The following is a 20046-nucleotide window of genomic DNA, read 5'->3' on the forward strand; positions in this document are numbered from 1 at the left end:
AGTCAGTCGAGGGCGGTCCGGGCGGCGGCGATCCAGTACGGGTTGCCGGTCCGCCCGGCGACCTCGACGGCCCGGTGCCGGTGGGCCTCGGCGGCGGCGCGGTCGCCCCGGGCGGCGGCCAGCCGGGCCAGCAGGGTGGCGGTCGGTCCCAGGGCGACCGTCGCCGTCCAGGCCGCGCAGACGGCGTCCTCGTGCGGGAGCAGCCCGGCGTAGGCCTCGTCGATCCGTGCGCGGTCGCCGAGACCGAGCCCGAGCAGCGCCCGGTGCCCGAGGTACATCGGCGTGAACCAGTCCGGGGCGATCGCGTTGCGGGTGGCGGCCAGCCGGCGTGCCTCCTCCTCGTGGCCCTCCAGCAGCAGGGCGAGGCAGTACATCTCGTGCAGCTCGACGGGCGCGACCGCGTGGATCGCCCGCGTGGCCGCCACCAGCCCCTCGTGCCGCCCCGCCGCCACCCGCAGGCAGAACACGCTCATCCACCACAGCCCGTGCGCCTGGTCGGCCCAGAAGCCGCTCGAGCCCACCGCGGCGTCGGCCGCGCCGTAGGCCTCCTCGGCCGCCGGCAGGTCGCCGGCGACGGCGTGCCGCAGCCCGCGGTACCAGAGCGCGATCGCGTGCAGCAGCTGCAGCCCGTAGGTGGCGGCCAGCCGCTCGGCCTCGGCGGCGTGCTCGTCGGCGGTCGCCAGGTCCAGGACGCCGCAGCTGTGCTGCAGCAGCACCAGCCGGGCGGTCGCCTCGTACACGCCGAACTGCTCGCGGCGGGCGAGGTCGAGCAGCTCCCGGCCCAGCGCCAGGCGCTCGTCCAGGCCGCCGTGCCGGTAGGTGTTGAGGTACCGGGCGTTGAGCGCGGAGGCCAGCACGAGCGGGTCGCCGGTCTCCCGCGCCAGGGCCACCGCCTCCAGGCTCGCCCGGTACCCCCGGTCGTCGTCGGGATGCCCGGCCAGCTCGAAGGCGAGGACGCCCAGCAGCCGCGACCGCAGGTCCGGCCGGTGGGGCAGCGCCGCGGCGGTCGCCTCCACGGCCTCGATCAGCGCGGCGTCGGGGGCGGTGGCCCGCGGTGCCCACAGCGACGGGACGTCGCAGGCGACCAGCAGCTCCGCGGCCAGTTCCGGGGCGGCGGCGCGGGCCGCGGCCAGCCCGCGGGTGCGCAGCGCCCAGCCGGAGGGCATGTCGCCCGAGAGCGTGGCTGCACGCGCCGCCCGGGCGAGCAGCCGCAGTCCGGCCACGGAGTCCTCCGGCGCGGCGAGGGTCGCGGCCGCCTCCGCCCGCTGCCACCAGCCCGCGGCCTCGACGAAGGAGAACCGCCGCTCGGCCAGCTCGGCCGCGGCGGCCGCCCATCGCGCGGTCGCCGCCGCGTGCGCCGGGCCGGCCGCCTCCGAGTGGTGGGCCAGTGCCGTGACGTCGTGCGGGCGCAGCTCCTCCAGCGCCTGCGCGACCCGCCCGTGCAGCCGGGTGGCCCGCAGCGAGGAGAGGTCGTCGTAGAGGGTGTCGCGGACGAGGGCGTGCACGAAGCGCAGCCGCCCGGGCCCCGGCTCCACCAGCAGCCCGCTGACCAGTGCGGACTCCAGTGCGTCGACCACCGCCTCGTCGTCCCCCCGCTGGACCTGGGCGGCGGTGAGCAGCACCTCGACGTCCACGTCACGCCCCATCACCGCGGCCACCCGCAGCAGGCTGGCGGTCTGCGCCGGCAGGGCCGCCAGCCGGGAGCGGACGACGTCGCGCACGCCACCGGGCACCGCCCGCACGTCGGCGCCGGTGGAGACCAGCCGCGCCAGCTCCCGGACGAGGAACGGGTTGCCGCCGGTGCGCTCGGCGATGGCCGCCCGCACGGCGGCGTCGACGGGCGTGGGGACGACCTCGTCGACCAGCCGGCCCACCGCGTCGTCGTCCAGGCCCGTCAGCGCCAGGCGGGTGGGGGAGCGGCGGGCGAGCGCGGCCAGCACCTCGTCCAGGCGCGGCAACGGCTCGGGCCGGGTGGCGACGACGACCAGCGCGGGCGCGCCGGCCAGCGCGGCGACGACGTCGAGCAGCAGGCCGGCGGTCTCGCCGTCGGCCCGGTGCAGGTCGTCGAGGACGACGAGCAGCGGCGCGCGGCGGGCCAGCCCGCCCAGCCAGTCACCGACCGCCCGGTGCAGCCGGAAGCGGCCGGCCGCGGCGTCCCCGCCGGTCGTGGCGGCGTCCTCGTCCAGCAGCGGCGCCAGCCGCTCGGGCTCCGGCGGCGGCGCGCTGCGGGCCAGCCGGCCCAGCGCCTCGGCCCAGGGCCAGCCCGCGGGTGCCCCGGCCGTCTCGGGGCAGCGGGCCAGCACCGTCCGCCAGCCGGCGCCGGCCAGCTCGGCCGCGAGCCCCTCGACCAGCGCGGACTTGCCGCTGCCGGCCTCGCCGGTGACGACGGCGACCGCGCCGTGCCCCGCGGCGGCGCGCGCCGCCGCCTCCCGCAGCGCGGCCAGCTCGGTGTCGCGGCCGACCAGCCCCGGCCGGGGAGCAGGCGCCGGCTCGGGGGCGGGCGCGGCCGGCGGCGCCACCCGGACCGGTGCGGCGGCGGGCATCAGGTGCGGCGCCTGCGCCAGGACGTCGTCGGCCAGCGCGCGCAGCGCCGGGCCGGGCTCGACGCCGAGCTCCTCGGCCAGCAGCGTGCGCACCCGGCGCAGCGCCGCCAGCGCGTCGGCCTGCCGGCCGGCGCGGTAGAGACCGAGCGCCAGCAGCCGCCAGCCCTCCTCGCGCAGCGGGTGCTCGGCCACGTGCGCCTGCAGCCGGGCCAGCGGATCCGGCCCGCCGGCGGCTGCGAGCGACGCCGCGGCCCACCGCTCCACCGCGGTCAGCCGCAGCTCCTCCAGGCGGGCGGCCTCCGGCTGGGCCCACGGCTCGTCGGCGTACTCGGCATACGCCGGACCGCGCCACAGCTCCAGTGCGGCGGCGTACCGGTCCCGCGCCGCGGCGGGCTCGGCCTCGAGCAGCCGGTCGCCCTCGCCGAGCAGCCGCCCGGCGTGTAGGGCGTCCACGTCGTCCCCCGCCGGGCGCAGGGCGTAGCCGGGCGGCACGGTGACCAGCAGGCGGGCGGGGGTGCGCGGCGGCCGGTCGGGCTCCAGCGCCCGGCGCAGGTGGCTGACGTGGGCCTGCAGCGCGGCCAGCGCGCGCGGCGGGGTCTCGGCGTGCCAGAGGTCGGCGACCAGCAGGTCGGCCGGGACGACGCCCCCGCGGGCGACCAGCAGCCGGGCCACCACCGAGCGCTGCCGGTGCCCGCCGAGGTCGACGGCGTCGTCACTGCCGGCGCGGCGTGCCCAGACGCCGCCCAGCACCCCGAACTCGACACCGGCAGCCATGGCGGGCGCGAGGGTAGGCCACGCCGGCGACGCTCGGCCAGCGTCCCGCCCGGTGCGGCACCAGTGCGGTGCAAGCCCCGTACCAGCGGTGGTGGCGAGCCTGTGCCCATGACCTCCACGACGACTGCCGCCCGTCCCGCCCACCGCAGCCCGGCCCTGACCCTGCCGGCTGCCCGCCCGCCGGTGACCACGACGGTCGCCGACGCCTGCCCGGTCGAGCTGCGGGCGCTGCGCGGCGAGGTGCGCACGCTGGCCGACGCGGTCACCGGCATCGTCTTCGACGCACCCTGCTGCCCGGCGCGCCAGCAGGCGGTGGAGGCCTTCGCCCAGGGCGTGCTGGCCGCCGTCCGCGGCAGCGCCGACCGGCACGACGACGTCCCGGTGCACACCGCCGCGGTCCGCGCCGCCGAGGCGCTGCCGCTGTTCGGCGCCGACGTCTCCGCCGGCGCCCCCCATCTGGCGCGGGCGCTGGCCGACCTCGCCGACCTGCTCGACGCGCGCGCCGCGGTGGCCGGAACCGGGCACGAGCACGGGCACCGAGTGTCGCTGGTCGACTGCGAGCGGCGGTTCCGGTCCGCCGCCGGGTCCGCGCTCTTCGGCGTCCCGTGGTTCCTGGACGCGGCCTCGCCGGCCGAGCGGGTGCTGCTCATCGGCACCGCGCCCCGCCGGCTGCGGTGGCTGCTGCGGCTCGGGGAGGACCGGTGGCTGCGCCTGCGCGACGCCGTCCGCGGCTGATGGAGGCCGGGAGCGCAGGAAAGCTGCACTCCCGGCCTCCGTCTCAGCGGTTCTTGAGGTCCTTGCGCAGGATCTTCCCGGCCGCCGACTTCGGCACCTGCTCGATGAACTCGACGAACCGGATCTTCTTGTGCGGCGCCACCCGCTCGGCCATGAACGCCATGACCGCATCCTCGGTGATCTCCGAGCCCGGCGAGCGGACGACGAAGGCCTTGGGCAGCTCCTCGCCGCTCTCCTTGTCCGGCACGCCGATCACCGCGGCGTCGGCGATCTCCGGGTGGCCCAGGAGCACGGCCTCGAGCTCGGCCGGGGCCACCTGGTAGCCCTTGTACTTGATCAGCTCCTTGACGCGGTCGACCACGGTGAAGCGGCCCTCGTCGTCGACGACGGCGACGTCACCGGTGTGCAGCCAGCCGTCGGCGTCCAGGGTGTTGCGGGTGGCCTCCTCGTTGTTGAGGTAGCCCTTCATCACCTGCGGCCCGCGCACCCACAGCTCACCGCGCTCGCCGGCCGCGGCGTCCTCCCCGGTCCCGGGGTCGATCAGCCGGCACTCGGTGTTGGGCACCGCGTAGCCGACCGAGCCCTTCGGCACCGGGCTCTGCGCGCCCGGCGGCTCGGCGCCCTCGTCGGGGGTGGTGTGCGAGACCGGCGACAGCTCGGTCATCCCGTAGCCCTGCGCGACCGTGACGCCGCTGTCGGCGCCCTTGCGCAGCCGCTGCTGCGCGGCCTGGGCCAGCTGCTCGTCGAGCGGGGCGGCGCCGGAGAGGATCGAGGTCAGCGAGGACAGGTCGTACTGGTCGACCAGCGGGTGCTTGGCCAGGGCCAGCAGGATCGGCGGAGCGACGAAGGCCCGGGTGATCTTGTGGTCCTGGATGGTGCGGAGGAAGTCCTCCAGGTCGAACCGCGGGAGGGTGACCACGGCGCCGCCCCAGGCCAGGCCCTGGTTCATCAGCACGGTCAGGCCGTAGATGTGGAAGAACGGCAGGACGGCGATGATCCGCTCGTCCTCGCCCAGCCGGATCAGCGGCCGGCACTGCGCGACGTTGGCCACGAGGTTGCGGTGCGTGAGCATCACGCCCTTGGGCAGGCCGGTCGTGCCGCTGGAGTAGGGCAGCGTGACCAGGTCCTCGGCCGGGTCAATGTCGACCTGCACCGACGGGGCGTCGCTGGTCAGCAGGTCCAGCAGCGAGGCGTGCCCCTCGGCGCCGTCCATGACGATGACCTCGTCGACCGGCGTCTCCTGCACGGCGGCCAGCGCGCGGTCGAGGAACGGCGAGACGGTGATCAGCACCTTCGCGCCGGAGTCCTTCAGCTGGAAGGCGATCTCGTGCGGCGTGTACAGCGAGTTGATCGGCGACATGACGCAGCCGGCGGCCGCGATGCCGTGGAACACGACCGGGAACCACGGGGTGTTCGGGCAGAAGACGGCGACGACGTCGCCCTTGACCAGGCCGCGCGCGGCCAGGGCGGCGGCCACCCGGTCGACGTAACCGGCCAGCTGGCCGTGCGTGATCGTGTCGCCCTTCAGGCCGTCGATCAGCGCGGGGGCGTCGGGCCGGTCCCTCCCGGCCGAGAGGACGAACTGCGGTACGGAGACGTTCGGGATCTCGACGTCGGGATAGCGGCTGGCCAGAGCCACGGTGCTCCTCCTCGGGGCTGGTGTGGCGCCAGTCTCACATTCCGCGAGACGCACGTCACCAGAGGGTCGCCCGGCGGCTCACCGCGGCCAGAGCACCGACTGGGTGCACCGGAACAGCGCGAGGGCCTTGTCGGTCGCGGCGTCGCGGACGACGGCGTCCCACACCTGGGTGCTGCGGCCGGCGTGCGCGTTGGTCGCGACCGCGGTCAGCCGGCCCTCACGCAGCGTGCCGAGGAAGTTGGACTTGAGCTCGATCGTGGTGAACCCGACCGACCCCTCGGGCAGCAGCGCGCGGGTGGCCAGGCCGCAGGAGGTGTCGGCCAGGCCGACGACGGTCGCGGCGTGCAGGTAGCCGTTGGGCGCCAGGAGCTCGGGACGGACGTCGAGCGCGGCCTCGAGGCGACCCGGCTCGTGCGCGGTGATCGTGAGGCCGAGCAGACCCGGCAGCGTGCCCGGGAGCAGGGCGTTCAGCTCGTCGGCGGTGTGGAAACCCGTGGCGGCCATGCGGGGGACGCTAGCGAGGGCCCCGGCGGGGCGCGTGGGCCGGCACATGATCAGGGTCCCTGATCCCGTGAGGTCCTCCCCGACGGTGCGCGGCCGGGGAGGACGCCGTACGACCAGGGACCCTGATCGTGTGGAGCAGCGGCTCAGGCGAGGCCGCGGACCGTCCGCGCCGGCGGCCGGGTGCCCTGGATCGAGGCCACCATGTCCAGCGTCTGCCGCGTGGGCGCGACGTCGTGCGCGCGGAACACCCGGGCGCCGAGCCACGCGCTCACCGCGGTGGCCGCGAGGGTGCCGGTGAGCCGCTCCTCGAGCGGCACGTCGAGGGTCTCGCCGACGAAGTCCTTGTTCGACAGCGCCACCAGCACCGGCCAGCCGGTGCCGACCAGCTCGCCGAGCCGGCGGGTGGCCTCCAGCGAGTGCCGGGTGTTCTTGCCGAAGTCGTGGCCGGGGTCGACCAGCACCCGCTCGGGGTCGACGCCGACCGCGACCGCGGCCTCGGCGAGGGCCGTGGTCCTCCGGACGACGTCGGCGACCACGTCGTCGTAGGTCACCCGGTGCGGCCGGGTGCGCGGCGGCAGCCCGCCGGCATGCGTGCAGACGATGCCCGCGCCGGCCTCGGCCGCGACCGCCGCGAGCTCGGGGTCCACGCCGCCCCAGGCGTCGTTCACGACGTCGGCGCCGGCGGCCAGCACCTCGCGCGCGACCTCGGCCCGCCAGGTGTCGATCGAGATGGGCAGCGTGGGGTGCGCCGCCCGGATCGCGGCGACCAGGTCGACGGTGCGGCGGATCTCCTCCGCGGCGTCGACCTCCTCGCCGGGCGCGGCCTTGACGCCGCCGACGTCCACCATGTCGGCGCCCTCGGCCACCACCCGGTCCACCCGCTCGACGGCCCGGTCCAGCTCGTAGGTGGCGCCGCGGTCGTAGAACGAGTCCGGCGTCCGGTTGACGATGGCCATGACCACGAACCGCCCGTCGGGCACGTCGAGGGCCCCCAGTCGCAGCACCCCGGACCTCCCCGTCGCACCCGCCGTCGCCCGTGTGGTGGAGTCAGCCAACCAGACAGACTCCGCCGGATCGGAAGGGGACCGTGCCATGGCGAAGACGACCGTCGACGGCATCGAGGGTGTGCAGGGGCTGGTCGGCCAGCAGCTGGGCTCCAGCGAGTGGGTGGAGATCACCCAGGAGCAGGTGAACCAGTTCGCCGAGGCCACCGGTGACCACCAGTGGATCCACGTCGACGTCGAGCGCGCCAGGGCCGAGAGCCCGTTCGGCGGGCCGATCGCGCACGGCTACCTGACGCTGTCGCTGATCCCCGCGCTGCTGCCGCAGATCGTCGACATCACCGGCTTCCGCATGGGCGTCAACTACGGCACCGAGAAGGTGCGCTTCCCGGCTCCGGTGCCCGTGGGCTCCCGCGTGCGCGCCACGGCGACGCTCGAGTCGGCGACCCCCTTCGACGGCGGCATCACGCTGAACATGGGCGTGACGATCGAGGTCGAGGGCGGCAGCAAGCCGGCGATGGTGGCGACCGTCGTCTACCGCCGCTACCTGTGAGGCATAGGAGGCTTTACGCACGTCTCGGGCCGGAGAACGTGGGTGAAGCCTCCTATGCCCGGCTCCTTCAATCGGCGATCGCCTGGTTCACCAGCTGCCGCAGGTGGTTGCGGATCGGCAGCGTGCTCGACGGCAGCAGCTGCGTGTAGAAGGTGACGGTCACGTCCTCCACCGGGTCGACGTAGAACGCCGTGGACGCCGCCCCGCCCCAGCTGTAGTCGCCGACGCTGGCCACCACGCCGTAGCGGGCGGGGTCGATGACCATCGAGAAACCGAGCCCGAAGCCGACGCCGCGCAGCGGGGTCTCGGCGAACAGCGGCCGGCCGAAGGTCTCGAGGTCCTGGTCGCCCGGCAGGTGGTTGCGCACCATGTGCGCCAGCGTGCGCGGGCCGAGCAGCCGGCCGCCGTCGTAGGAGCCGCCGCGGCGGAGCATCTCGACGAACCGCAGGTAGTCACCGGCGGTCGAGACCAGCCCTCCGCCGCCGGAGAGGAACGCCGGCTTGGCGTGCGCAGCGGCGCCCATGGTGTCGAGCGGGGCGTAGCCGGTGGGGGCGCCGCCCGGCCGGCCGGGGACGGCGGCGTAGAGGCGGGCCAGCGAGTCGACGTCGTCGTCCGGGCGCAGGCCGAAGGAGGTGTCGGTCATGCCCAGCGGCGCGAAGACCCGCTGCTCGAAGAACACGTCGAGCGGCTGCCCGGAGACGACCTCGACGAGGCGGCCGAGGACGTCGGTGGAGACGCCGTAGTTCCACTCGCTGCCCGGCTGGAAGACCAGCGGGATCGCCGCCCACTGCCGGCAGACCTCGGCGGAGTCGGCGCCCGGGGGAGTGCCCCACTCGTGACCGGCGGCGCGGTACATGGCGTCGACGGGGTGGGCGTGGTGGAAGCCGTACGTGAGCCCGGCGGTGTGGGTAAGCAGGTGCCACACCCGGATGGGCTCCATGAGCGGCGCGGTGACCGGCTTCTGCGCCGACCCGGCGACGTAGACGCGGGTCTCGGCGAACTCCGGGAGCCAGCGGCTGATCGGGTCGGTGAGCTGGAAGGCCCCCTCCTCGTACAGCATCATCGCCGCCACCGAGGTCACCGGCTTGGTCATCGAGAAGATCCGCCAGCGGGTGTCCTCCTCGACCGGGCGGCCGTTCTCGACGTCCCGGGAGCCGTACCGGCCGACGTGCACCAGCCGGCCGTGCCGCGCGACGGTCACCAGGAAGCCGGGCAGCTGCCCGTCGTCCACCCAGCGGGCCAGTCGCCGGTCGAGCCGGGCCAGCCGGGCCGGGTCGAGGCCGACCTCGGCCGGGTCGGTGTGCAGCGCGAGTGCCGTCACGCGGAGCTCCGTCCGTTCCCGCGCCGGCCGCTCGGCCGGCGTCCGCCCCGCATCCTGGCCCACGTCGCTGTGGGCCGCGTCACGCGGGGCCGACGCCGGCCCGGCGGCACGCGCGGATCAGACCGGCACGTTGCTGGCGGCCTTCTTCAGGTTCGAGCCGGCGGTCACCTTGACGGTGTTGGCGGCGGGGATCTCGATCGACTCGCCAGTCTGCGGGTTGCGGCCGGTCCGCGCGGAGCGCTGCGTGCGCTCGACGGTCAGCAGGCCGGAGACGGCGACCTTCTCGCCGCGGGTGATGGCGTCGACGAGCTCCTCCTGGAGGCCGGCGAGCACGGAGTCGACGGTGCTGGCGGGCACGTCGGCGCGCTTGGCGATGGCGGAGACGAGTTCGGCCTTGTTCACGGGGATCCTCTCGGGTGGTCGGCTGGGCCCGGTCTCGGCACCAGCCGGCGGCGGCCCGCCCGGTTCGCCGGACGGGGGCACGCCCTCGGGCGCGGTGCGCCGGTCGGGCGGGTCCGGAGGGCCGGACCGTGGGGCACGCTGCCATGCCGACCTGCGGCTGCGCCAGGGAGGGGGGTGGACGGGTCCCTCACGTCACACCGGTCCCGCGCCCGGACGGCGGGGCCCGCGGACCCCACCTAGCGTGGGCGGCATGGCGCAGCTCCCCGGGACCGACCTCGTCGTCAGCGACCTCTGCCTCGGCGGCAACGTGTTCGGCTGGACGGCCGACGAGCCGACCTCCGGTGCGCTGCTCGACCGCTTCGTCGACGCCGTGCCGGGCGCGCTGGCCCCGATGGTCGACACCGCGGAGATGTACGGCGAGGGGCGCTCGGAGCAGATCCTCGGGGCGTGGATGGCCGCCCGCGGCCTGCGCGACCGGATGGTGGTGGCCACCAAGGCCTCGCCCGGGCGCAAGGAGCACCCGCTGTCGGCGCCGGAGATCCGCGCCGCGGCCGAACGGTCGCTGCGCAACCTGCAGACCGACCGGATCGACCTCTACTACGCCCACTACGACGACGGGACGACGCCGCTCGAGGAGACGCTGCAGGCCTTCGACGAGCTGGTGCAGGCGGGCAAGGTCCGGTACGCGGCCGCCTCGAACTACTCGGCCGAGCGGCTCACCGAGGCGCTGGAGACCGCCGGGCGGCTCGGCGTCCGGGGGTACGTGGCGCTGCAGCAGCACTACAACCTGGTGGAGCGGCCGGCCTACGAGGGCGAGCTGCGCGACGTCGTCACCGGGGCCGGGCTCGGCACGTTCCCGTACTTCGGGCTGGCCAGGGGCTTCCTCACCGGCAAGTACCGCAGCGGCGAGCGGGTGGACTCCCCGCGGGCGAAGGGCGCGGCGCAGTACGTGGGGGAGCAGGGCGACCGCGTCCTCGACGCGCTGGAGCAGGTGGCGGCGGCGCACGGCGTGCGGCCGGCGGCCGTGGCACTGCGCTGGCTGGCCGACCAGCCGACGGTGACCGCGCCGATCGCCAGCGGCCGTTCGGTGGAGCAGCTCGCCGAGCTGCTGCCGATGCAGGACCTCGTCCTGACCGACGACGAGCGCGCACTGCTGGACGCCGCGTCGTCGTGACGAGGAGGCCCGGCGCGAGCCGGGCCACGGGCTCAGACGGTGCGGATCTGCGGGACGACCGCGGCGTCGGAGCTCGAGCCGGGCTCGGGCGCGCCGTGCGCCTCGACGGCGTGCCGGCGGGTCTGGGCCAGGATGCCGGCCTCGTCCGCGGCGGTGAACGTCGCGTCGCAGCCGGGGATGATGTCGCCGCAGGCGAAGGTCTTCACTGATCTCTCCTCGGGGTGGGGGGCCGGCGCGCCCGGGCGGGCGGTCGGGGTCTGGGTCAGCGGCGGACGCCGGCCGCGGCGAGGTCCTCGACCCGCAGCAGGCCGAGGACGGCGCCGGTGGGGTCGGTCACGAGGACCGGGTCGAACCGCTGCGCCGGTGGGCGGGTCAGCGCACGGGAGAGCGTGGCGGCGACCTCGGCGTCCGGCGGCACGCGCAGCGAGACCGGCGCGGTGTAGACCTCGGCGGTGCGCGGATCGGCCAGCCGCAGTGCCAGCGGCTCGCCGCGCGGGCCGACGAACGCGACCGGCGGCACGCCCGGCGTGGGCTCGCCGGCCGCGACCTGGCGCAGCGGCCGCACCAGGCTCGCCACCGTCTCGCTCAGCCGGGCGCGGGCGGCGTGCGCGCGCACCAGCCGGACGGTCTCCGGCGGCAGGTCGGCGAACCCGGGGGACGGCCGGCCCAGCAGCCAGCCCTGGGCCAGCGGCACCCCGAGCCGGGTGAAGGCGGCCAGCTCACCGGGGGTCTCGATGCCCTCGGCGAGCAGCCAGGCGTCGATCCGGCCGGCGAACTCGCCGACCATCTCCGCCAGCGCCATGCGCACCGGGTCGGTGTCGACGTCGGTGACCAGCGCGCGGTCCAGCTTGACCAGTTGCGGCCGGATGGTGGCCAGCTGCTGGAGGCCGGAGTAGCCCGAGCCGGCGTCGTCCAGGGCGATGAGCGCGCCGCGGGCGCGCAGCGCCTCGGTGTGCCGGCGCAGCTCGTCGGTGTCGGGGACGGCGGCGTGCTCGGTCAGCTCGACGACCAGCCGGCCCAGGTGGGGACGGGTGGCGAAGGCCTCCTGCACCGGCGCGGTGCCGAGCAGGTGCGGGCTGATGTTGACGGTCAGGAAGGTGTTGTCCGGCAGTCCGGGCAGGGCGGCCAGCGCCTTGTGCACCGCCAGCGCCTCCAGCTCCGGGGCGACCCCGGCGTCGGCGGCGGCGGCGAACCACACCTCCGGTCCGGCGGTGCCCGGGAAGCGGGAGAGCGCCTCGTAGCCGGCCACCCGGGCGGCGGCGAGGTCCACGATCGGCTGGAACACGAGCGTGAGGTCGTCGGGATCGGCCAGCAGCGGACGGCAGTCCGGCAGGTGGGTGAGGCGGGTCGCCGACATGGTGTCCCCAACGGCGCGCCGGCCGCCGCCCTTGACCTGGGAGAACCCGCCTCCACCCCTCAGGGGGAGCACGACCCGTTGCGCGAACCGAGCAGTTCCGCTGCAGCGTCGTGACAGCATGGGGCGACTCAGCCACCGGGGCCGGGCGTCGTAGCGAGGAGGGGTCGTGGCCGTCCCCGCCGTGCCGGTGCCCGGCGAGCCGGACGGGCTGGGCGACGCGCACCGCATCGCCGCCGCCCGTCGGCTGCTGCTGGAAGTGCCCGGGCCGGCCGCCTTCGACCGGCTCTCCGGGCTGGCGGCGCGGCTGCTCGGCGTCGGCCACGCCAAGGTCACCCTCTTCACCGACCAGGACACCGTCGTGGGCGGGCACGGCCTGCCGCCGGGCGTCGTCGGCGGACCGGCGCTGCTCACCGGGGCCCTCTCGGCGATCGTCGTGGCCCGGGGCCGGGCGCTGGTGCTCCCCGACGCGCGCGCCGACGAGCGCACCGCCGGGCTGCCGGCCGTCACCAGCGGGCAGGTGACGGCCTACCTGGGCGCGCCGCTGGTCTCCGCCTCCGGGCTGGTGGTCGGGGCGCTGGCGGCCTACGACGAGCGGTCGCGCGACTGGACCGACGACGACGCCGCGCTGCTGGAGCAGCTGGCCGCCTCCGTCGTCGCCGAGCTCGAGCTGTCCGCGACCCGGTCGGCCGTCGGTGCCTCCCGGGCCCGGCTGGAGGTGGCCCTCGAGGCCGGCTCGATCGGCATCTGGGAGCAGGACCTGCGCACCGGGGCGGTCGTCTGGGACGACCGGTGCGCCGCGGTCTTCGGCCTGGACGGCGGGATCGAGATGCCCGACCTGGACGTCGTCCTGACCCGGCACGTGCATCCCGACGATCACGAGCTGATCCGCCGGGCGATGGCCGAGGCCGTCGACCGGACGGGCCGCTACGCCGTCGAGTGCCGCATCCTGCACCTGGACGGCACGGTGCGCTGGGTGGTGGCCCGCGGCCGGGTGCTCCGCGACGGCCGGGGCGAGCCGGTCCGCGTCCTCGGCACGCTGCTGGACGTCTCCGACGCCCGCGAGCAGGCCGGACGGCGGATGGCGGCCGTGCAGCGGGCCGCGGCGATCGCCGAGGTCGCCGCCCGGCTGGCCAACGCCACCGGCTCCGTCGAGCTGGCCGAGGTGGCGCTGAGCGGGGCAGGGGTGCTCGGGGCGGCGTCCAGCGGGCTGGCGCTGCTGACGCCCGACGGGAGCGAGCTGCGGGTGCACCTGACCCGGCGGCTGGCCGAGGCCGTCGCCCACGAGGCCCCCGAGGTCGAGCTCCCCGCGGAGGGGGTCCCCGTCCCGCTCGACGACACCCTGCCCACCCAGTACGTCGCCCGGCACGGCGAGCGGCTGCTGTTCGCCACGGCGGAGGAGGCGGCCGCGCGCTTCCCGGCGATGGCCGAGGTGGCCCCGCTGCTCGGGATCCGGGCGCTGGCGGCCCTGCCCCTGCGGGTCGAGGGCCGGCTGCTGGGCTCCTACGTCGTCCTCTGGGACACCGACCACGCCTTCACCGAGAGCGACGTCGAGGTGCTCGAGGCGCTGACCGCGCAGATCGCCCTCAGCGTCTCCCGGGTGCAGGCCGACGCCGAGCGCGCCGGCGCGGTCACCGCCATGGCCCGGGCCAACCAGCGGCTGCAGCTGCTGGCCGAGGTCGGCCGGGTGCTGTCGGGCAGCCTCGACATCACCCAGCAGATCAACCAGCTGGCCCGGCTCGTCGTCCCCGACCTCGCCGACTGGTGCTGGCTGGTGGTCACCGACGAGCAGGGCCGGCTGCACGAGCTGGCCTCGGCGCACCACGATCCCGCGCGCCGGAAGGTGCTGGCGGAGTACGTGCACGCGATGGTCGCCGTCATGACCGACGAGGCCAGCGCCAAGGTGGTCACCCGCACCGGCCGTCCGCTGGTGCTCCCCGACATCGACGAGGCCGTGATCCGGCGGGCGATCCCCGATCCGGCTACCCGCGACGTGCTGGCCCACCTGGACCTCGCCTCGGGGGCGATCGTCCCGCTGGTCGCCCGCGGGCAGACCCTGGGCGCGCTCGGCCTGTTCAACGGCGCGGCCCGTGGCCGGCACACCGAGGCGGAGGTGGCGACCGCGGTCGAGGTCGGCCGGCGGGCCGGCCTCGCGGTGCACCACGCCCGGCTCTACGAGCAGCAGCGCGACCTCGCCGACGCCCTGCAGCACAGCATGCTCACCGCGCCGCCGGAGCCCGACCACTGCCAGATCGTGGTGCGCTACGTGCCGGCCGCCGCGGGAGCCGAGATCGGCGGCGACTGGTACGACGCCTTCCTCGAGGCCGGCGGCGCCACGGTGCTGGCCATCGGCGACGTCGTCGGCCACGACCGGCACGCCGCGGCGTCGATGGGGCAGGTGCGCGGCCTGCTGCGGGGCATCAGCTACTCCAGCGGGGCACCCCCGGCGCAGGTGCTCAGCCAGCTGGACCGCGCGATCGCCGGACTGGCCCTGGACACCATGGCCACGGCGCTGGTGGCGCGGCTCGAGCAGGACCACACCGACCTGCGGCTGGACCGCGCCCGGCTCCGGTGGTCCAGCGCGGGGCACCCGCCGCCGGTGGTGATCGGCCCGGACGGCGACGTGCGGGTGCTCCCGGCGCTCCCGGCCGACCTGCTGCTCGGCGTCGACGCGGGGGTGCGCCGCACCGACCACGTCGAGGACCTCGCCGTCGGCAGCACCGTGCTGCTCTACACCGACGGCCTCGTGGAGCGCCGCGACCGCGACCTCGACGCCGGCACGGACGCGCTGCTCACCGTGCTGCGCGACTGCGCCGGCCTGCCGCTGCAGGAGCTGTGCGACCAGGTGCTCGCCCGGCTCTTCCTGCCCGACGCCGAGGACGACGTCGCGCTGCTCGCCGTCCGGCTGCACCCGCAGGACCGGCTGCGGCCGCCGGAGGCCGGTGCCCAGCACGTGCCGCCGGGCATCGCGCCCGCCCCGGCAGTGCAGCCGGAGGCGGGCGCGGACCTGCCGGGCCGGTGACCGGTCAGGCGGGGGTCACCTCGTAGGTGTGCCCGGCCGCGCGCAGCCGCTCGACCAGCACGTCGCCCAGCGCGGTGGCCGGGGTGAGCGAGCCGGCCCGGTCGGGCAGCCGGTCGGTGTCGAGCGCCAGCGCCAGCGCGCTCTCGCCCAGCATCACCGCGGTCGCCTTGTAGCCGGGATCGCCCTGGCCGGCGGCGGTGGTGCGGTAGCGGCGGCCGTCCTCGGTGGTGGCGTCGACCGACATCCGGAACCAGCCCCGCTCGCGGGCGGCCTCGCCCGGGCCGGTGCCCGGGGCCGGCAGCACCCGGTCGAGCAGGCCGCGGGTCGGGCCGAAGCTCATCGCGCCCATCAGCGCGGCCAGGCCGCCGGTCATGGCCATCGCCGTGGCCGCGCCCACCGGGCCGCGGCCGGTGCCCATCGCCTCGCCGTAGCGCAGCCCGCGCCCGTAGGCCCAGTCCTGCAGGGCGTTGCTGCGCCGCACGATCCGGGTGTTGTAGGAGGCCATGACGAACGGCGCGGTCCACCGGCCGTCGCGGGAGCGGGCCGGGGGAGCGGCGTCCGGGGGCTGGCGGGTGTCGGGCTCGGCGGCGCGGTCGGGGCTGAGCGCGAACGGGTCGCCGACGACGCGGCGCAGCGACCGGTCCTGCCCGACCGCCTCCAGCTGGGCGCGCATCGAGTCGATGGTGCCGCCGCTGAAGCCGCCGCGGGCGGTGGCGACGGTGCGCACCTCGGTCAGCCCGCCAGCGCCGTCGGCCCGGGCCTGCTGGGCGGTGAGGTACACCGCGAGGTCCGACGGGATGGAGTCGTAGCCGCAGGCGTGCACGATGCGGGCGCCGTTCTCGCGGGCCAGGGCGTCGTAGCGGTCGATCGCCTCACGGACGAAGAGCACCTCGCCGGTGAGGTCGGCGTAGTGGGTGCCGGCACGGGCGCAGGCCTCGACCACCGGTAGCCCGTAGCGGGCGTAGGGCCCGACGGTGGTGACGAGCACCCGGGTGGAGGCGGCCAGCTCGGCGAGCGCACCGGCGTCCCGGGTGTCGGCGGTGAGCACCGGCCAGTCCCGCCCGGCCGGCGGCAGCTGCTGCCGGACGGCCTCCACCCGCTCGCGGTTGCGTCCGGCGAGGGCGATCCGGATGCCCAGCGGGGTGGCCTCGGCGAGGTAGGCGGCCAGCAGGGTGCCGACGAAGCCGCTGGCCCCGTAGAGGACGACGTCGTGGTCGCGGGAGCGGTCGGTCATCGGCCCATCCTCGTGGGTGACCGCCGGTCCCGCCCGCGCGCGGATCAGCGCCGGCGGATCCGCAGGCGGTACCGACGCGAGCGGCGCGGCTGCTCCCGCCGGGCGAGCAGTCGGGAGCGCGCCCGGCCGGGCAGGTCGACGGCGACCGGCGCCTCCCAGCCGCGCCAGACCGACAGCACCCGCAGGGCGGCGACGAGCACGATGACCACCGCGGCGACCGGGAGCGGGGGCAGCCCGAGCGGCCCGGCCAGCACGGTGAGGGCGGTGGCGCCGATCAGCGCGGCCACGGCGTTGTACGGCCCCGGCTGCACGATGTCGGCGCGCTGGGCCAGCAGGACGTCGCGGATGACGGCGCCGCCGACGGCGGTGAGCGTGCCGATGAAGACGACCGACGCGCTGGGCAGCCCGGCGAGCTGGGCCTTCTGCGCGCCGATGACGGTGAAGAAGCCGAGCGTGACGGCGTCGAGGACGACGAGCAGCCCCGTGAGCCGGGACAGCCAGCCGGAGAAGTAGAAGGTCACCGCGGCGGCGATGGCCACGGTGGGCAGGTAGGCCTCGTTGGTCAGCGCGACCGGCGGCCCCTGGGCCAGCAGGACGTCGCGGATCAGCCCGCCGCCCAGGCCGCCGCTGACCGCCAGCAGCAGCACCCCGGAGATGGCGAACCCCTCCCTCGCGGCGAGCAGGCCGCCGGTGAGGGCGCCGACGACGATGGCGGCCAGGTCGACGGCGGCCGGCACGCGCAACGTGTCGGCCGCCGCCGCAGCGAGGGTGCTCACGGGAGGATCCTCCCGGTCCCGCTCCGGTGGCCCCGTCCCGAGGCTCGCGAGGGGTGGGGGGCAGGAGGGTCCTCCTACTGGCCGGGCGGGACGTCCACCGAGGTCGCCGTGTCGCCGGGGGCCTGCGCGCCGGTCCGCGCGCGCAGCTCCGCGTCGCGGGCGGCCATGGCCTCCTGGCGGCCGGCCTCCTCCTCGAGGATCGCGGCGTTCTTCCACGCGTGCGGGATGGCGAACCCGTCGACCAGCGTGGCCATGTGCGGCCGCAGGTCCTTGAGAAGCTGGTTGACCGTGCTGGTCAGCAGCTTGGACCGGGCCGGGGTGAGCTGGCCGTGCTCGAGGAACCAGCCCTTGTCCGCCTCGATCGTGCTCAGCGCGTACAGGTCGCAGACGCTGGCCAGCAGCGCCTTGGCGTCGGGGTCGGTGGCCCGGTCGATGCCGGCGACGAACGCCTCCAGGACAACGCGGTCGATGTGCGTCTGCGCGGTGCGCAGCACGTGGTCCTGCACGTCGTTGAACATGTCGAAGGGCTCCATGCCCTCGGTCGACGCGTTCTTGCGCAGCCGCTTGATGGCGCCCTCGAGGGTGTGCTTCTCGCGGAACTCGAACATCTTCAGCTGCCAGCCGCGGTCGAGCATCGGCGCCTCGTCGTCCCGGCCGGGGACGGCGTCGATCAGCCGCGCGATCAGCCCGCGGGCCGCCGTCCGCTCCAGCACCGTCTCGCGGACCATGTCGGCGATGAAGGCGACCTTGTGCCAGCCCTCCAGCGAGCCGAAGGCGTCGCGGTACCCGGTGAGCAGGCCCTTGGCGACCAGCTGCAGCAGGACGGTGTTGTCGCCCTCGAACGTCGAGAAGACGTCGGTGTCGGCCTTGAGCGAGGGCAGCCGGTTCTCCTGCAGGTAGCCGGCGCCACCGCAGGCCTCGCGGCACATCTGGATGGTGCGGGTGGCGTGCCAGGTGTTGGCCACCTTGAGCCCGGCGGCCCGGCTCTCCAGCTCCCGCTGCGCGGCCTCGTCGATCTCCTGGCCGTGCTCGTGCACCGCCGTCTGGACGTCGTGCATGGTGCTGACGAGCTCCTCCTGCGCGAAGTGCAGCGCGTAGGAGGTGGCCAGTGCCGGCAGCAGCTTGCGCTGGTGCACCAGGTAGTCGTTGATGACGATCTCCCGGTCGCGGCCGGGCGCGGCGAACTGGCGGCGGACGTCGCCGTAGCGGACGGCGATGTCGAGGGCCATCTTGGTGGCCGACCCGGCCGAGCCCCCGACGCTCACCCGCCCGCGGACCAGCGTGCCCAGCATGGTGAAGAAGCGGCGGGTCTCGTTCTCGATCGAGCTGGTGTAGGTGCCGTCGGCGGCGACCTGGCCGTAGCGGTCCAGCAGCATGTCGCGCGGAACCCGCACGTGGTCGAAGGTCAGCCGGCCGTTGTCGACGCCGAGCAGCCCGGCCTTGGGGCCGTCGTCGCCGATGGTGACGCCCGGGCAGGGGTTGCCCTGCTCGTCGCGGATCGGCACCAGCCAGGCGTGCACCCCGTGGTTCTCGCCCCGGGTGACCAGCTGCGCGAAGACGACGGCCATGCGGCCGTCCTTGGCGGCGTTGCCGATGTAGTCCTTGCGGGCGGCCTGGTGCGGGGTGTGCAGGTCGAACGTCTGCGTCTCGGGGTCATAGGTGCACGTCGTCCGCAGCTGCTGGACGTCGGAGCCGTGCCCGGTCTCGGTCATGGCGAAGCAGCCGGGCAGGTCGAAGTTCATGATGTCGCGCAGGTAGGCGTCGTGGTGCCGCTTGGTGCCGAGCAACTGCACGGCCCCGCCGAACAGCCCCCACTGGACGCCGGCCTTGACCATCAGCGACAGGTCGCCGAACGCGAGCATCTCGATCGAGGTGACCGAGCCGCCGGCGTCGGCCTCGCCGCCGTACTCCTTGGGGAAGCCCAGACCCACCCGCCCGGTGGCGGCCAGCTTGGCGGCCAGCCGGGTGATCCGCTCGCGCGCCTCCTGCATCGTCTCGCCGTACACCGGCGCGTACTCCGGGTCGCCGAGCTGCTCGCGGGCGTCGCGGCGCACGTGGGCCCAGCGCCCGTCGAGCACCTCCTGGAGCCGCGCCGGGTCGACGGTGCGGGGCAGGCTGGTCGTCACTGTTCCTCCTCGGTCGGACGTGCGTTCGTGCTGGCCAGGACGCCGGAGAGGCCGGCCCAGGCGAGTTCGGTGAGGTGTTCGGCGAGGTGCTGCCGCAGCATGGGGCGGTCGGTGCGCAGCCACCAGTCGGCGGCCGAGCGGACCAGCCCGACGAGGCCGTGGCCCCAGGGCGCGGCGGCGGCCGGGTCGCGCCCGGCCTGCTCGAGGGCGGTCGCCACCAGCGCGGCCGCCTGCTCCCCGACGAGGTCGGAGAGGGTGCTCACCGGATCGGCGTCGACCGGCCGGTCGAGCAGCGGGTGGGCGACGACGAACCGGTACAGCTCCGGATCCGCCTCGAGGAACGCCAGGTAGGTCTCGACGAGGGCGGTGACCATCTGGCGGGGCTCGCTGTTGCTCGCCATGGCGGTCTGCAGCGCCTCGCCCAGCTGCGCGGCGACCCGCGTGCAGACGGCGACGTACAGCTCGCTGCGGTCGGCGAAGTGCCGGTAGACGACGGTCTTGCTGGTGCCGGCCTCCGCGGCGATCTCCTCCATGCCGACGCCGGCGCCGTGCTTGCCGACCGCGCGGACGGTCGCCTCCACCAGCTCCGCCCGGCGGGCGCGGCGGTGCTCGTCCCACCGGGAGTCGCGGCGGTCGCGGGCCGGCTCCGCGCCGCTGGCCACGCGCTCGGACCCGCGGCGCTCGCCGCTGGCCACCACGCGCTTCGACTCGCGGCGCTCGCCGCTGGCCACGCGCTTCGACTCGCGGCGCTCGCCGCTGGCCACCACGCGCTCCGACTCGCGGCGCTCGCCGCCGTGGGCGACCTTGTCCTGCGACGCACGCCGCACCGCCTCGGCTTTCATGTGACAGACGGTACCTGATACTCTGGGTACCGGCCACTCCACCTGA

General features: G+C 75.9%; 16 protein-coding genes. 4 read left to right on the forward strand and 12 right to left on the reverse strand.

Going from position 1 to position 20046, the window contains the following annotated elements:
* Positions 1-2: 2 nt before the first annotated feature.
* The gene (locus ACI79R_RS14005) at positions 3-3317 is read right to left on the reverse strand and encodes a BTAD domain-containing putative transcriptional regulator (protein ID WP_456574245.1); all 3315 of its coding nucleotides are present in this window, start codon (positions 3315-3317) and stop codon (positions 3-5) included.
* Positions 3318-3425: 108 nt separating this feature from the next.
* On the opposite strand from ACI79R_RS14005, the gene ACI79R_RS14010 reads away from it, so the two are divergent.
* Positions 3426-4052, forward strand: a complete 627-nt coding sequence (locus ACI79R_RS14010) for a hypothetical protein (protein ID WP_456574246.1) — start codon at positions 3426-3428, stop codon at positions 4050-4052.
* A gap of 43 nt (positions 4053-4095) precedes the next feature.
* Here the strand turns inward: ACI79R_RS14010 and ACI79R_RS14015 are convergent, their stop codons facing one another.
* The 3 genes from ACI79R_RS14015 to folP form a co-directional block, all read right to left on the reverse strand.
* Positions 4096-5691, reverse strand: a complete 1596-nt coding sequence (locus tag ACI79R_RS14015; protein ID WP_456574247.1) for a 4-coumarate--CoA ligase family protein — start codon at positions 5689-5691, stop codon at positions 4096-4098.
* A 78-nt stretch (positions 5692-5769) separates the two neighbouring features.
* Positions 5770-6195 carry a PaaI family thioesterase gene (locus ACI79R_RS14020; protein WP_456574248.1) on the reverse strand — a complete coding sequence of 142 codons (426 nt, stop codon included), beginning with the start codon at positions 6193-6195 and terminating at the stop codon, positions 5770-5772.
* A 143-nt stretch (positions 6196-6338) separates the two neighbouring features.
* Positions 6339-7199, reverse strand: a complete 861-nt coding sequence (folP, locus tag ACI79R_RS14025) for a dihydropteroate synthase (protein WP_456574249.1) — start codon at positions 7197-7199, stop codon at positions 6339-6341.
* Positions 7200-7287: 88 nt separating this feature from the next.
* Between folP and ACI79R_RS14030 the strand changes: the two genes are divergently transcribed.
* Entirely contained in the window at positions 7288-7749 is a 462-nt protein-coding gene (locus tag ACI79R_RS14030) for a MaoC family dehydratase (RefSeq protein WP_456574250.1), read from the forward strand.
* A gap of 67 nt (positions 7750-7816) precedes the next feature.
* Here ACI79R_RS14030 and ACI79R_RS14035 read toward each other — a convergent pair whose 3' ends face one another.
* Positions 7817-9070, reverse strand: a complete 1254-nt coding sequence (locus ACI79R_RS14035; RefSeq protein WP_456574251.1) for a serine hydrolase domain-containing protein — start codon at positions 9068-9070, stop codon at positions 7817-7819.
* 117 nt (positions 9071-9187) lie between these two features.
* Positions 9188-9472 (reverse strand): HU family DNA-binding protein, encoded by a 285-nt coding sequence (locus ACI79R_RS14040; protein ID WP_456574252.1) that lies wholly within the window; start codon positions 9470-9472, stop codon positions 9188-9190.
* Between the two features lie 250 nt (positions 9473-9722).
* On the opposite strand from ACI79R_RS14040, the gene ACI79R_RS14045 reads away from it, so the two are divergent.
* The gene (locus ACI79R_RS14045; RefSeq protein ID WP_456574253.1) at positions 9723-10646 is read left to right on the forward strand and encodes an aldo/keto reductase; all 924 of its coding nucleotides are present in this window, start codon (positions 9723-9725) and stop codon (positions 10644-10646) included.
* Between the two features lie 32 nt (positions 10647-10678).
* On the opposite strand, the gene ACI79R_RS14050 is transcribed toward ACI79R_RS14045, so the two are convergent.
* Together ACI79R_RS14050 and ACI79R_RS14055 are read right to left on the reverse strand one after the other, a co-directional pair.
* Positions 10679-10852, reverse strand: coding sequence for a DUF1059 domain-containing protein (locus ACI79R_RS14050; RefSeq protein ID WP_456574254.1), 174 nt, complete (start codon positions 10850-10852; stop codon positions 10679-10681).
* Positions 10853-10908: 56 nt separating this feature from the next.
* Complete coding sequence (locus ACI79R_RS14055) at positions 10909-12003, reverse strand: EAL domain-containing protein (RefSeq protein WP_456574255.1); 1095 nt, start codon at positions 12001-12003, stop codon at positions 10909-10911.
* A 166-nt stretch (positions 12004-12169) separates the two neighbouring features.
* Here ACI79R_RS14055 and ACI79R_RS14060 point away from each other — a divergent pair, with 166 nt between their 5' ends.
* Positions 12170-15022 carry a SpoIIE family protein phosphatase gene (locus tag ACI79R_RS14060; protein ID WP_456574256.1) on the forward strand — a complete coding sequence of 951 codons (2853 nt, stop codon included), beginning with the start codon at positions 12170-12172 and terminating at the stop codon, positions 15020-15022.
* Between the two features lie 4 nt (positions 15023-15026).
* On the opposite strand, the gene ACI79R_RS14065 is transcribed toward ACI79R_RS14060, so the two are convergent.
* From ACI79R_RS14065 to ACI79R_RS14080, 4 genes are all read right to left on the reverse strand, one after another.
* Positions 15027-16256, reverse strand: coding sequence for a saccharopine dehydrogenase family protein (locus tag ACI79R_RS14065; protein ID WP_456574257.1), 1230 nt, complete (start codon positions 16254-16256; stop codon positions 15027-15029).
* Positions 16257-16300: 44 nt separating this feature from the next.
* Entirely contained in the window at positions 16301-17032 is a 732-nt protein-coding gene (locus tag ACI79R_RS14070) for a trimeric intracellular cation channel family protein (protein WP_456574258.1), read from the reverse strand.
* A gap of 74 nt (positions 17033-17106) precedes the next feature.
* Entirely contained in the window at positions 17107-19158 is a 2052-nt protein-coding gene (locus ACI79R_RS14075) for an acyl-CoA dehydrogenase family protein (protein ID WP_456574259.1), read from the reverse strand.
* Complete coding sequence (locus tag ACI79R_RS14080; RefSeq protein WP_456574260.1) at positions 19155-20000, reverse strand: TetR family transcriptional regulator; 846 nt, start codon at positions 19998-20000, stop codon at positions 19155-19157. Before ACI79R_RS14080 ends, ACI79R_RS14075 begins: the two co-directional genes overlap by 4 nt.
* Between the last annotated feature and the right edge of the window lie 46 nt (positions 20001-20046).

This window comes from Blastococcus sp. SYSU D00820, assembly GCF_054050695.1.

Excerpts from the sequence above, each read along its gene's own strand:
- ACI79R_RS14005 (WP_456574245.1), bottom strand. The coding sequence starts at position 3,317 with ATGGCTGCCGGTGTCGAGTTCGGGGTGCTGGGCGGCGTCTGGGCACGC.
- ACI79R_RS14010 (WP_456574246.1), top strand. The coding sequence starts at position 3,426 with ATGACCTCCACGACGACTGCCGCCCGTCCCGCCCACCGCAGCCCGGCC.
- ACI79R_RS14020 (WP_456574248.1), bottom strand. The coding sequence starts at position 6,195 with ATGGCCGCCACGGGTTTCCACACCGCCGACGAGCTGAACGCCCTGCTC.
- ACI79R_RS14030 (WP_456574250.1), top strand. The coding sequence starts at position 7,288 with ATGGCGAAGACGACCGTCGACGGCATCGAGGGTGTGCAGGGGCTGGTC.
- ACI79R_RS14045 (WP_456574253.1), top strand. The coding sequence starts at position 9,723 with ATGGCGCAGCTCCCCGGGACCGACCTCGTCGTCAGCGACCTCTGCCTC.
- ACI79R_RS14055 (WP_456574255.1), bottom strand. The coding sequence starts at position 12,003 with ATGTCGGCGACCCGCCTCACCCACCTGCCGGACTGCCGTCCGCTGCTG.
- ACI79R_RS14065 (WP_456574257.1), bottom strand. The coding sequence starts at position 16,256 with ATGACCGACCGCTCCCGCGACCACGACGTCGTCCTCTACGGGGCCAGC.
- ACI79R_RS14080 (WP_456574260.1), bottom strand. The coding sequence starts at position 20,000 with ATGAAAGCCGAGGCGGTGCGGCGTGCGTCGCAGGACAAGGTCGCCCAC.